This is a genomic window from Rhodococcus sp. 008, from assembly GCF_001682295.1.
Lineage (GTDB): Bacteria > Actinomycetota > Actinomycetes > Mycobacteriales > Mycobacteriaceae > Rhodococcus_F > Rhodococcus_F qingshengii.
Genome location: NZ_CP012749.1, coordinates 2,175,836 through 2,187,548 on the forward strand (window position 1 = coordinate 2,175,836; position 11,713 = coordinate 2,187,548).

Annotated in this window: 11 protein-coding genes; 7 read left to right on the forward strand and 4 right to left on the reverse strand. The window is 63.7% G+C overall.

Features of this window, described 5'->3' with window-relative positions; all coding sequences use genetic code 11:
- Nucleotides 1-960, forward strand: a complete 960-nt coding sequence (locus AOT96_RS10260) for a DUF1648 domain-containing protein (RefSeq protein ID WP_231917427.1) — start codon at nucleotides 1-3, stop codon at nucleotides 958-960.
- On the opposite strand, the gene AOT96_RS10265 is transcribed toward AOT96_RS10260, so the two are convergent.
- On the reverse strand, nucleotides 929-1,624 hold the full coding sequence (locus tag AOT96_RS10265) for a FadR/GntR family transcriptional regulator (RefSeq protein ID WP_007729102.1): 696 nt from the start codon (nucleotides 1,622-1,624) through the stop codon (nucleotides 929-931). The genes AOT96_RS10260 and AOT96_RS10265 overlap by 32 nt on opposite strands.
- Nucleotides 1,625-1,786: 162 nt before the next feature.
- Between AOT96_RS10265 and AOT96_RS10270 the strand changes: the two genes are divergently transcribed.
- Together AOT96_RS10270 and AOT96_RS10275 are read left to right on the forward strand one after the other, a co-directional pair.
- Nucleotides 1,787-2,956 (forward strand): MFS transporter, encoded by a 1,170-nt coding sequence (locus AOT96_RS10270; protein WP_065351682.1) that lies wholly within the window; start codon nucleotides 1,787-1,789, stop codon nucleotides 2,954-2,956.
- Between the two features lie 4 nt (nucleotides 2,957-2,960).
- A complete protein-coding gene (locus AOT96_RS10275; protein ID WP_003942582.1) occupies nucleotides 2,961-3,941 on the forward strand; it encodes a bile acid:sodium symporter family protein in 981 nt (326 codons plus the stop codon).
- Between the two features lie 266 nt (nucleotides 3,942-4,207).
- On the opposite strand, the gene AOT96_RS10285 is transcribed toward AOT96_RS10275, so the two are convergent.
- Together AOT96_RS10285 and AOT96_RS10290 are read right to left on the reverse strand one after the other, a co-directional pair.
- Complete coding sequence (locus AOT96_RS10285) at nucleotides 4,208-4,813, reverse strand: YqgE/AlgH family protein (protein WP_003942572.1); 606 nt, start codon at nucleotides 4,811-4,813, stop codon at nucleotides 4,208-4,210.
- 53 nt (nucleotides 4,814-4,866) lie between these two features.
- Nucleotides 4,867-5,562, reverse strand: coding sequence for a TetR/AcrR family transcriptional regulator (locus AOT96_RS10290; protein WP_003942494.1), 696 nt, complete (start codon nucleotides 5,560-5,562; stop codon nucleotides 4,867-4,869).
- A gap of 134 nt (nucleotides 5,563-5,696) precedes the next feature.
- Here AOT96_RS10290 and AOT96_RS10295 point away from each other — a divergent pair, with 134 nt between their 5' ends.
- The 4 genes from AOT96_RS10295 to AOT96_RS10310 are packed head-to-tail and all read left to right on the forward strand — an operon-like array spanning nucleotide 5,697 to nucleotide 10,268.
- Nucleotides 5,697-6,638 (forward strand): NAD-dependent epimerase/dehydratase family protein, encoded by a 942-nt coding sequence (locus AOT96_RS10295; protein ID WP_054827742.1) that lies wholly within the window; start codon nucleotides 5,697-5,699, stop codon nucleotides 6,636-6,638.
- Between the two features lie 54 nt (nucleotides 6,639-6,692).
- Nucleotides 6,693-7,316, forward strand: a complete 624-nt coding sequence (locus AOT96_RS10300) for a TetR/AcrR family transcriptional regulator (protein WP_042924289.1) — start codon at nucleotides 6,693-6,695, stop codon at nucleotides 7,314-7,316.
- Complete coding sequence (locus AOT96_RS10305) at nucleotides 7,300-8,937, forward strand: acyl-CoA dehydrogenase family protein (protein ID WP_065351684.1); 1,638 nt, start codon at nucleotides 7,300-7,302, stop codon at nucleotides 8,935-8,937. The genes AOT96_RS10300 and AOT96_RS10305 overlap by 17 nt, the downstream gene beginning before the upstream one ends.
- A 23-nt stretch (nucleotides 8,938-8,960) precedes the next feature.
- The gene (locus tag AOT96_RS10310; protein WP_065351685.1) at nucleotides 8,961-10,268 is read left to right on the forward strand and encodes an MFS transporter; all 1,308 of its coding nucleotides are present in this window, start codon (nucleotides 8,961-8,963) and stop codon (nucleotides 10,266-10,268) included.
- On the opposite strand, the gene AOT96_RS10315 is transcribed toward AOT96_RS10310, so the two are convergent.
- Nucleotides 10,252-11,703, reverse strand: a complete 1,452-nt coding sequence (locus tag AOT96_RS10315; protein WP_003942535.1) for a CCA tRNA nucleotidyltransferase — start codon at nucleotides 11,701-11,703, stop codon at nucleotides 10,252-10,254. The genes AOT96_RS10310 and AOT96_RS10315 overlap by 17 nt on opposite strands.
- Nucleotides 11,704-11,713 lie beyond the last annotated feature (10 nt).

Genomic DNA, 11,713 nt, shown 5'->3' on the forward strand with positions numbered 1-11,713 from the left:
GTGAAACATCGCGTGGTCGACCCGGCCGGGGTCGTATTCGGGCTAGTCGTTCCGCTGTTGTGTGCGGTCTTCGGCTTCGTCCTGACAAAACTTTGGGAGCCTCGCCTCCCGGAACAGATCGCGACTCACTGGACCACCACCTCGCCGGACGGCTTCTCCACCCCGTCGGCCAACGCCTGGACCATTGCACTTTTGACACTGCTCTTCGGTGGCGGCCTGAGTGCGATTGCTGCTCTTGCTCCCGCGATGTTGATGATGCGTCGCTTCATGTTGGTTGTCGGGCTGAGCGTGGTCGGGCTCATCACGACAGTGAACTTCGCTTTGCTCTACACCCAACTCGATGTCACCGATTCGTCCACGACGTCACTCCCGCTGTGGTCTATCGGTGTCGGCTTTGCAGTCGGCGGGGTGCTGGGGTGGATCGGCGCCTCGTTCCTGCGTGACTACCGCGTCCGCACTCTTGCCACGATCGAACCCTCGGCCGGGTTGCCGCGAAGCAGCTGCCCTCTCCCCATCTCCGACGACGTCGGATTCAGCACCAAAGGCTCGGTGATCCTCACTGCGATCACTCTGGCGCCCGGAGTCATCATGGCGTTGGCGATGCGGTCACTCTGGCCGTTGTTCATCTTCGGGGCACTCGGACTGCTCGTCGTCAGCCTGGTTCGCTTCCGGGTGATCGTCGACGAACGGGAGATCCGCGTGATCAACATGGGGATGGCTGCGATGACCTACGGCATCGAGGAAGTTGTCGGAGCCGACGTCGCGGAGATCAAACCGTTCGCGGACTTCGGCGGCTGGGGACTCAAGACCAAGGGTCGTCGTAACTACGGCGTCGTCACCCGCACCGGGCCAGCGGTGGTCATCACGTTCGCTTGTGGCGACCGACTCACGATCACGACACCCGAAGCCGAAGACATCGCCGGGTCACTCAATCGATTGGCCGACGCCCGGACTCGCTAACCGCCGAGCCTGAACCGATCGCTTCCTGAGTCTTCTCGAGATACCCACACGCCGCAGCCCTGGCTTTGGTGACATCGCGTTCGGCGATGGCTTCGGCAACTCCCTGATGATGCGAAGACGTCAGCGACGGCGGATGCACCCCTTCGGTCACCTCGTAGGTGGCTCGAACTGTTTCGAGGATTCCGGCAAACAGATCTTTCAGCACGGGATTGTGGGCGGCATCGACAACGGCAATGTGAAACGCGAGATCGACGTCGACGAAGTTCTCCGCTGGGACATCACGCTTGGCGGCCAGTTCACGAAGTATCCGAACGTCGTCGTCGCTGCGACGCTCACACGCCAACCGGACCGCTTCCATCTCGAGCGCACGACGCACTTCGAAGACGTATTTCATCTCGTCGACGGACGCGTGTTTGCCGAGCAGTCCGCCGATGTCGGTCCGAGCGCGCACGAAGGTCCCTGATCCGCGACGGATCTCGAGAACTCCCGTCGAGGTCAATGTCTTGATCGCTTCGCGCACGGTGTTCCGGCCGACGCCGAGAACACTCATCAGCTCCGGCTCGGTCGGAACACGATTGCCCACTGTCCAGACGCCGTCGGAGATCTGCGTGCGCATCCAGTCGAGGGATTGCTCGTACGCGGATTCCTTGCGAACAACGGTCATCGGCTCATCCTCACAGCATTAGCGGCGATCATTCCACTCACCTACGATACGTAGGACGACCCATGTATTTTCGCACTCTGTCTTCAGGAGGGGCTTCCCACGTCCGCCACAGCTGTCGCCACCGAAGAACGCACACGCCGCACCAATCGACACTTCTACGGCGTGGGCTACGTCCTCACCGTGATCCTCTTGGGCGCGAACATGCCCACCTCCGTCTACGGGCTGTACCGGACCGAGTTCGGATTCACGCCCACCATCCAGACGCTGATCTACGGCGTCTACGTCGCCGGCCTCGTTCCGGCATTGCTGTTCTTCGGACCGCTGTCCGACGCCCTCGGCCGACGCACCGTGCTCCTTATTGCACTCGCTCTGAGCGTCGTCGGCACGCTCGTTCTGGCATTTGCCGACGCGACGGTGTGGTTGTTCGTCGGCCGGATTGCCCAGGGAATCGCGGTGGGCGCGGCCAGTGCGGCGGGCAGCGCCGCATTGGTGGAGCAGGAACCGAAGTTCGATCACCGACGAGCAGCGCTCGTATCGACGGTGACGGGCGCGTTGGGCGGTGCGCTCGGACCACTCGTGTCCGGTGCAATCGCCCAGTACCTTCCACAACCGCTGCGGTTGCCGTATCTGATCTTCCTCGTCGCGTTCATCCCGGCACTGATCGTGTTGCTGCTACTTCCGCGGATCGGGGACGTCACACGCCCGAAGCGGTTCTTCCAGATGCCACATGTTCCCGCCGCCATTCGCGAGACTTTCTGGCTCAGCTCGCTCGCCGTCGCGCTGTCGTGGGGCGCGGTCGGGCTCTTCCAGTCGGTGGTCCCGTCGTGGATGACCAGCCTGCTGAACATCGACAACCTTCTACTCGGCGGCGGGGCGGCCGCACTGGTGATGATCTGCTCGGTGGTCGCGCAACTCGGCGGAAGCCGCATGGACCCGCGCACGTCCGTCACCGCCGGCCTGGGAATCCTCGCTCTGGGAATGATCGGCCTCCTCGTGGTCGACCTCGTCCCGAGCCTGGCACTGCTTGGCGTCATCACCGTCGTGGTCGGCGCCGGGCACGGTCTGGCGTTTGCCGGCGGCATGAAGCGCGTCAACGCCGCCGCCCGGACCCACGCCCGCGAGAGCCACGGCGGAGTTCTGGCCGCGTTCTTCACCGTCAGCTACGCGGGACTGGCGATCCCGTCGATCATCGCGGGTATCGCCATCACCCTCCAGGGAATGCAGACGGCCATCATCGAGCTGTCGATCATCGGGACGCTGCTGTGCCTGGCGGTGATGGGCTTCAACCTTCGTGGGGCTCGAGAGCCCGCTGAAGCTCGCCGTTATCCTTAGCCAGGTGAAGTTTCTCAGTAGGTTCTACATCGACGGGTTCATCCTCGGCATCATCATCGCCGGCGTGCTCGGAAGTGTGTTCCCGGTATCGGGTACCGCGGAGAGCATTCTGAACTGGGCCACCAAGATCGCCATCGGCTTCTTGTTCCTGCTCTACGGCGCACGGCTCTCGCCGCAGGAAGCCTGGAAGGGCGTCAAGCACTGGCGACTGCACACCGTCGTCCTCGCCGCGACGTTCGTGCTGTTCCCACTGATCGGCCTAGCACTGCGATTCCTGTCACCGACGCTGATCAGCGACGAGCTCTACACCGGCATCCTCTACATGTGCCTGGTTCCGTCGACGGTTCAGTCTTCGATCGCGTTCACCTCGATCGCCAAGGGGAACGTCGCGGGCGCGATCGTCAGTGCGTCGTTCTCCAACCTGATCGGCGTCTTCGTCACACCGCTGCTGGTGGTTCTGCTGATGAACACCACCGGCCAGGCGACGGTCGACTTCTCGTCGATCCTCGACATCGTCGTGCAGTTGCTGATCCCGTTCATCGTCGGTCAGCTGATCCGCCCGCTGGTGATCGGATGGCTGCAGAAGTACGCCGAACCCACCAAGTACGTCGATCGCGGATCGATCCTCCTCGTTGTCTTCGCCGCCTTCAGCGAAAGCATGAAAGAGGGGATCTGGAGCACCATCACGATCTGGCAGATCGTGATCCTCACAATCGTGTGCTGCCTGATTCTCGCGCTGGTTCTCGGCGTGACCACTCTCGCGGGGCGCAAGCTCGGGTTCGATCTTCCCGATCAGATCGTCATCATCTTCTGCGGGTCGAAGAAGTCCTTGGCAACGGGCCTACCGATGGCGGCTGTACTGTTCGCGGGCCAGCCCGTCGGCCTGATCGTGTTGCCGCTGATGATCTTCCATCAGATCCAACTGATCGTCTGTGCTGCGATGGCGCAACGCTTCGCGAATCGGGATCCGGTCAGCGTCAGCTAGCGAGCAACTCGCCTCGGGTCGCGTCGACGCAGCCGCAACCGCCCTGCAGTTCAGCACAATCGATGGACAGCGCATGGCGGACCGATGCCAAGTCGACGCAGTTCACGCCGGTGCATTCGAGTGACCCGTCGGCATGCCGCAGCAAAGAATCGTGGCAGTGATCGACATCCGAAACACAATCCGCGCACTGGATCTGACGCTCAGCGAGCATTACTGCCACCTCTCTCGAAAACGATGACACAGGAATATCATCGACCTCCGACAAGTCAGTTTCGTTCCACCTCGATGGGGTGGCTGGCCAGCATCGCCACGGGTAGCGGCTGGCGTCGTAGCACCCGTGCCCAGACATCGACTCGGGGCGGCGTCAGCACATCCGACGGCAGCGAGCTGATCACCATCCAGTCTTCACGCTCGAGCTCCGAATCCAGCTGGCCCAGAGTCCAACCCGAGTACCCGGCAAAAATGCGGATCCCTTCGACCAGAGGAGCAATGACCTCCGGGTCCGAGTCCAGATCCACCATGACTACCTTGCCGTCCACCCGCCGCAGGCCGGCGACGCCGTCGATCCGCGCACCGTTGCGAGCGATGCCCAGGCAAAGCGCCGAGTCACGCTTGACTGGTCCACCGATGTACAGGGCCGAAGGATGCGCGGTCAGCGGTGACCACTGCGGCAACACGTTCTGCACGGCCGTCTCACTCGGCCGATTGACGACGACGCCCAGGCTCCCGGCGTCGTTGTGCTCGATCATGTAGATGACGGTGCGGCGAAATGCGGGTTCCGTGAGATCGGTCGACGACACCAACAAACTGCCCGGACGAACCTCCGGTTCTATCCAGGCCATTCGATCCTCGGGTTCTTCTGCGTGCGCCACAAGAACATCATCTCACCGACAACTGCGCGCGGAGGAACGAGACACAAGCGTGTTCAGGTCAGACCCGCCACATCGGCAAGTAGTGCCAAATGCCGCTCGAAAATCTCGCTCGCGTCGGTGAACGTATCGCTTCCGTACTGCCCGAACACCTCGAAGTTCACCGAACCGAACAGCGATACCCAGACGAGAGTTGCGCGCACCGCGGCATCCGGCGGCAGGTCGGTACCCAGTTCATTCCGCACTCCCTCGAGGTCCGCTGCCAACGTGTCACTCAGGCCCGGACCCTCTCGCACCGTCAGTGAACCCGCGCGATGGGCGGCGTCGATGATCCCGATCAGCCGGGTCACGACGAGGGTGCCGGGGCCGGTGGTCTGCTCGCCCGGAGCGTCGTAGCCGGGGACGGGGCTGCCGAACAACAGACCGTAGCGGGCCGGCTCCCGGATCGCCCAGCTGCGAACGGCGCGCCCGAGAGCAATGAACTGTCCGCGAAAATCCTCTGCTGCAACGGCATTCACGGCGGCGTCCACTTCCGCGCCCAGTTCCGTGTACCCGTCGACCACCAGCAAGGTCAGCAGTTCGTCCCGACTGGCGACATAGCGGTATACCGCTGAGGACACGACTCCCAGGTCACGCGCGACGGCGCGCAGGGACAAAGCGGCAGCGCCGACGGCAGCGAGATGCTCGCGTCCGATACGGGTGATGTCCTGCAGCGTCTGTTCGCGCGCCCGCTCACGGGGAGTTCCAACCATGAGTCCATCTTGCCCCATTCCCGAGAGCAGTATCAACAAAAGAGAGCACTGCTCTTGACAGCGCTCGGGTGCAGGTGCATTCTTGAAAACGAGAGCAGTGCTCTCAGTTCACCTGAAACGAGAAGGAGCACACCATGTCGAACCTCGAAATCGTCACCGGAGCAGGACCTGTCGGATCCGCCGTCGCGCTACAGCTCGCCGAGCAGGGAATCAACGTCCGTCTCCTGACCAGGTCCGGCAGCGGACCCGAACACCCGCTGATCGACCGCCGACGCGTCGACGTCTCGGATTCCGAGGCCCTGCGCTCGGTCAGCGAGGGCGCCACGGCCATCTACCACTGCATCCACGCCGCCTACAACGCAGCCGATTGGGAGCGCGAACTCCCGGCGGCCGAGAAGGTTGTGCTCGACGCGGCCGCATCCATCGGTGCCGTCGTGGTCTTCCCCGAAAGCCTCTACGCCTACAACTCCGACACCCTGATGACCGAATCCGATCCACGCAACGCCACCGGTGGCAAGCGCGGAGTGCGCACCGCGCTGCTGCGTGCTCGCGAGGCCTCTGCAACACCCACCGTCAGCGTCGTGGCCTCGGACTTCTTCGGTCCCCGCGTCCGCACTGCCCACGCCGGCGAGCGCATGGTTCCGAAAGTCATGGCAGGTAAGAAGATTCGTGTCATCGGTTCCGCAGATCAGCCGCACTCCTTCACCTACATCCCCGATCTCGCAGCAGCGATGATCGCGGCGGCACACAACCCCGAACTTTGGAACTCCGTCCTCCACGCACCCACCGGCCCCGCGCTCACTCAGCGCAAGATCGCCGAGGCCTTCGCCCGCGCCGCCGAGGCATCCCCCGCCAAGGTGGGTGTCCTGCCCGCCTGGGTGCTCGACGCCGTCGGCAAGATCAACACCGACAGCCGCGAACTCGCGGAGATGAACTACCAGTTCACCAAGCCGTTCGTCATGGACTCGAGTGCCAGCGAAGTGCTGCTCGGACTCTCGCCGACGCCGCTCGATCAGGCCGCCGAAGCGACCGTCGCGTGGTGGCGCGAGGAACAGGCTCGCGCCGCTGCTGCCTGAACCTGCAGGTGGGGGCTCTTGACGCAAGAACGGAACGGGTGTTCACTTCTTCACATGGCCTATCGCCGCACTCCGGCAGTACAGGAAAGATTGGACGCACAACGCGCCCGGCTGCTCGAGGCCGCCACGACGGCAGTGGCAACCCACGGCTATGCGGGATGTTCCATCGCCGCGGTGGCCAAGAACGCCGGCGTCGGCACCGGGACGCTGTATCGACATTTCGACGGCAAGGGCGAATTGTTCGCCGAAGTGTTCCAATCAGTCTGCAGCCGTGAGGTATCCGCAGCTCGGGACGCCGGAGACAGCGCCCGACATCTGGAAGGCAACCACCGCTCCGCTGTATCAGCGTCGGTTCGGACCTTCGCCGAACGTGCCATGCGCGCACCGGTTCTCGCCTATGCACTGCTGGTGGAACCGGTAGATCCTCTCGTCGACGAACAGCGGTTGATGTTTCGCGAATCGTTCCGCGATTGCCTGGCCACCGCAATTCGCTCAGCAGTCGAATCCGGTGAGATACCGCCACAGGACGCCACTCTGACGGCAGCGTGCATCGTCGGGGCAATCGGCGAGGCCCTGATCCTTCCACTGCGCGGCGGCACCACCGATCCCGCTGCGATCGACGCCATTCTCGCCTTCACCCTTCGATCGTTAGGGAGCTTCGATGACACCCACGCATGAAGTCACCAATCAGGTTCCGCCCCTGATCGATTACGACGCAGCCGAATACGCGCCGATCCTCGAGGCACTACACCGCGAAGGAGCATCGGACGCACTCGAGGGGGTTCATCGCGTCGGGATCCGCGCCGGCAGTGCTCAGGCCCAGGAGTGGGGCGATCTGGCCGAGGAGCACCCACCTGTTCTGAGAACCCACGACCGCTACGGCAACCGCATCGACGAGGTCCGTTACGACCCCGCCTATCACCAACTCATGAGCACCGCAGTGGAATTGGGACTGCACGGCGCTCCGTGGGTTGACCCGAATCGACACGCACACCTCGTCCGCGCCGCGAAGATGGCCGTGTGGGGTCAAACCGATGCCGGCCACGGCTGTCCCATCTCCATGACGTACGCCGTGATCCCCGCGCTGCGGCACAACGCGGATCTGGCCGCGCAGTACGAACCCCTCCTGACCACGCGGCACTACGATTCGGCGCTGAAAGCTCCCCTCACCAAACCCGGATTGATCGCCGGTATGTCGATGACGGAAAAACAGGGCGGTTCGGATGTTCGTGCCGGAACCACAAGGGCAGTGCCACAATCCGACGGCAGCTACCTGCTGACGGGCCACAAGTGGTTCACCTCCGCGCCGATGTCGGACTTGTTCCTCGTCCTCGCCCAGGCACCGGGTGGTCTGTCGTGCTTCTTCCTGCCTCGGGTCCTGCCGGACGGCTCGCTCAACAACATGTTCCTGCAGCGTCTGAAGGACAAGTTGGGCAATCATTCCAACGCGAGTAGTGAGGTCGAGTACCGCGACGCTCTCGCATGGATGGTCGGCGAGGAAGGCCGGGGCGTGCGCACCATCATCGAGATGGTCAACATGACCCGGTTGGACTGCACGATCGGCACGGCCACCGGCATGCGCGTCGGCACCATGCAGGCAGTTCACCACGCGAATCATCGAAGTGCTTTCGGCGCCAACTTGATCGACCAACCCTTGATGCGAAACGTTCTGGCAGATCTGGCGGTGGAATCGGAAGCGTCGACCACCGTCGCGATGTGGCTGGCCGCTCTGACCGACCGCGCAACCGCAGGCGATGCCCACGCCAGCGCACTACGACGCATTTCGTTGGCCGTGAGTAAGTACTTCGTCTGCAAGCGCGGACCGATCCACGCTGCCGAGGCACTCGAGTGTCTGGGCGGAAACGGATACGTGGAGGAATCCCGGATGCCGCGCCTCTATCGCGAGGCTCCGCTGCTTTCGGTGTGGGAGGGTTCCGGCAACGTCGCGGCGCTCGACACACTGCGGGCGATGGCCAAGCAACCCGAAACACTGCAGGTGTTCTTCGACGAGCTGAAACGAGCCAGTGGAGTGGACGGCCACTTCGATCAGGCCGTGCGGGATCTCCAGGTGGCATTCGGCGATTTCGACGACATCGAATACCGGGCACGAAAGATCGTCGGCGACATGGCGCTCGCTCTGCAGGCCTCGCTGTTGCTCCGCTACGGGCACCCCGCGGTGGCCGACGCGTTCTGCGCGAGTCGGCTCGGAAACAGCTGGGGGAGTGTGTTCGGAACGCTGCCGAGGGGCGTCGACGTCGCGCCGATCCTCGAGCGGGCCACCGTCAAGATCGGCGCCTGACCCACCCACTACAGTTTCCGCTTATGAACCGAGCCTCGAACCGCCGCGAGGCCTGGCAGCGCGTACTGCACACCCTGCGTGAATCACCCGGCCTCGGAAGGCTGGCGCTCGTCCGCTTTTCCAGCCAGTTCGGCGACGGAATGTTCCAGGCCGCGCTCGGCGGCGCAATCCTCTTCAACCCGGAACGCGAAACCGATCCGGTGGCGATAGCGGCCGGCTTTGCCGTACTGCTCCTTCCTTATTCGGTGATCGGCCCCTTTGCCGGCGCTCTGCTGGATCGTTGGGACCGCCGCCTGGTGCTCCTGTGGGCGAGCGTGCTCCGCGGGCTCTTCATCCTGACCACTGCGGTGCTGCTGGTCGCCGGCGGCGGTGACACTCTGTTGTTGACCTGTGCGCTTGCTGCAATCGGAGTCAGTCGCTTCGTCGGGGCAGGCGTATCCGCAGCCCTGCCGAAGGTCGTCCGACAATCGTGGCTGGTGGCAACCAATTCCGTTCTCACAACGGCTGGTTCGGTGGTAGCCGCTCTTGGTGCTTCGGCAGCGGTGGCGATCATCGGCATGATCGGCGCGGGGGATCGAGCGTCAGGCGCCGCCGTGGCCATCGCAGCACTGGGATCGGTGATCGCGGCCCTCGCCGCGGCCAGGTTCACGGCCCGCTCACTTGGTCCGGTCGCCGACGAAGTGGTCCGCGCCAGTGCCGTCCGTTCGGTGACGGCCGGACTGCGCACCGGGGCAACCTCTGTCTGGGAGGCGCCCGGCGTCACCACGGCGATGATCGGAATCGGAGCGCACCGCATCTGCTTCGGCATCAACACCCTCATCATGGTGCTGGTCCTACGCGACACCTCGAACGGCTCCCAATTACCCGGAGGGATGGCCGGATTCGGTGTCGCCGTCGGCGCCACGGCAATCGGAATGCTGATCGCGGCATTGATCACACCGTTCCTCATCCCGCGGATCGGTCGCTCACGGACGATCACCTACGCCCTGGTGTGCGCGGTTCTCGTCCAGCTCGTCTTCGTGACCACGCTGACTCAGGGGTCGCTGCTGATTGCCGCTTTCCTGCTCGGCATCGCCGGCCAGTCCGTGAAACTCAGCGGCGACGCGGCCATGCAGATCGACATCGACGACGACCGTCGTGGTCAGGTATTCGCCCTGCAGGACACCGTGTTCAACGTCGCGTTCATCGGTGCGATCGCGGCAGCGTCGACGGTGATCGCACCCGACGGCAAGAGCGTCGGCCTGGCCGTTGCCGGTGCGGGTGTCTATGCCGCCGGATTGTCAGCGGTGCTGATCAACCGCAAGAAACGAGAAACTAGCCCTGCTGGGTAGCCCACCACTTCAGCAGTTCGGCCTCGGCCTCGTCACGCTCGAGCGGGCCGCGATCCAGACGTAGTTCCTTGAGGAACGTCCATGCCTTGCCCACCTGCGGGCCGGCCGGGATGTTGAGCAGCTCCATGATGGCGTTGCCGTCGAGGTCCGGACGCACCCGAGCAAGGTCTTCCTGCTCGGCGATGCGCGCGATCCGCTCTTCGATGTCGTCGTACGTGGCCTGCAGCTGCGCGGCGCGACGCTTGTTGCGTGTGGTGCAGTCGGCCCGCACGAGCTTGTGCAAGCGGGGGAGCAGCTCGCCCGCGTCGGTGACGTACCGCCGCACCGCCGAGTCGGTCCACTGTCCCTTGCCGTAGCCGTGAAAACGCAAGTGCAGGAACACGAGCTGTGAGACGTCGTCGACCATCTGCTTCGAGAACTTCAGTGCCCGCATGCGCTTGCGCACCAACTTGGCGCCGACCACCTCGTGGTGGTGGAAGCTGACCCCACCGCCAGGCTCGTTACGCTTGGTATCCGGCTTTCCGATGTCGTGAAGCAGTGCTGCCCAACGCAATACAAGGTCCGGATCGCCTTCTTCGAGATCGATCGCCTGCTGGAGCACCGTGAGGGAGTGCTGGTAGACGTCCTTGTGCTGGTGATGCTCGTCGATCTCGAGCTTCATCTGCGGAACCTCGGGCAGCACGTATGCAGCCAGTCCGGAGTCGACCATCATGTTGATGCCGTCCACCGGGTACATGCCCAGCATCAGTTTGTTCAGCTCCACCTGCACACGCTCGGCGGTGATCCGCTCGATCTGCGACGCCATCTCCTTGATGGCCTCGAAAACACGATTGTTCAACGTGAAACCAAGCTGCGAGACGAACCGGGCAGCACGCAGCATCCGCAGCGGATCGTCGTTGAACGAGTTTTCCGGCGCCGACGGCGTATCGAGCTCTCCGGCCAACAGCGCGTCCATGCCGTTCAGCGGATCGACAAACGTGTAGGAACCGTCCGCGCCGATCTTCATCGCCATCGCGTTGACGGTGAAATCGCGGCGCACCAGATCGTCGGCCAACGTCGTGCCGTACTCGACTATCGGATTACGAGAGACGCGATCGTAAGCGTCGGCCCGGAAGGTCGTGATCTCGATCTCCTGGCCGTGCTTGATGGCGCTGATGGTCCCGAACTCGATGCCGGTGTCCCACTGCTTGTCCACCCAGCCCTTGAGCAGAGCCTGAACCTTCTCCGGCCTGGCGTCCGTCGTGAAGTCCAGATCGCCACTGAAGCGGCCGAGGATCGCGTCGCGAACACTGCCACCCACCAGGAACAGCTCGTGACCGGCCGCAGCAAAACGCTCACCGAGCGGGTTCAACACGTCGGACAACGTGCCGAGCGTTGCAGTGGCGTCGGCAAGCAGTCGTAGGCGGCGATCAGCGTCGGAGGTAGGGACAGTCACGTGAAAGGAG

Bases quoted from the DNA above. Each gene is read 5' to 3' on its own strand.
- AOT96_RS10265 (WP_007729102.1), bottom strand. From the start codon at position 1,624: ATGACCGTTGTTCGCAAGGAATCCGCGTACGAGCAATCCCTCGACTGG.
- AOT96_RS10290 (WP_003942494.1), bottom strand. From the start codon at position 5,562: ATGGTTGGAACTCCCCGTGAGCGGGCGCGCGAACAGACGCTGCAGGAC.
- AOT96_RS10295 (WP_054827742.1), top strand. From the start codon at position 5,697: ATGTCGAACCTCGAAATCGTCACCGGAGCAGGACCTGTCGGATCCGCC.
- AOT96_RS10300 (WP_042924289.1), top strand. From the start codon at position 6,693: ATGGCCTATCGCCGCACTCCGGCAGTACAGGAAAGATTGGACGCACAA.
- AOT96_RS10305 (WP_065351684.1), top strand. From the start codon at position 7,300: ATGACACCCACGCATGAAGTCACCAATCAGGTTCCGCCCCTGATCGAT.
- AOT96_RS10310 (WP_065351685.1), top strand. From the start codon at position 8,961: ATGAACCGAGCCTCGAACCGCCGCGAGGCCTGGCAGCGCGTACTGCAC.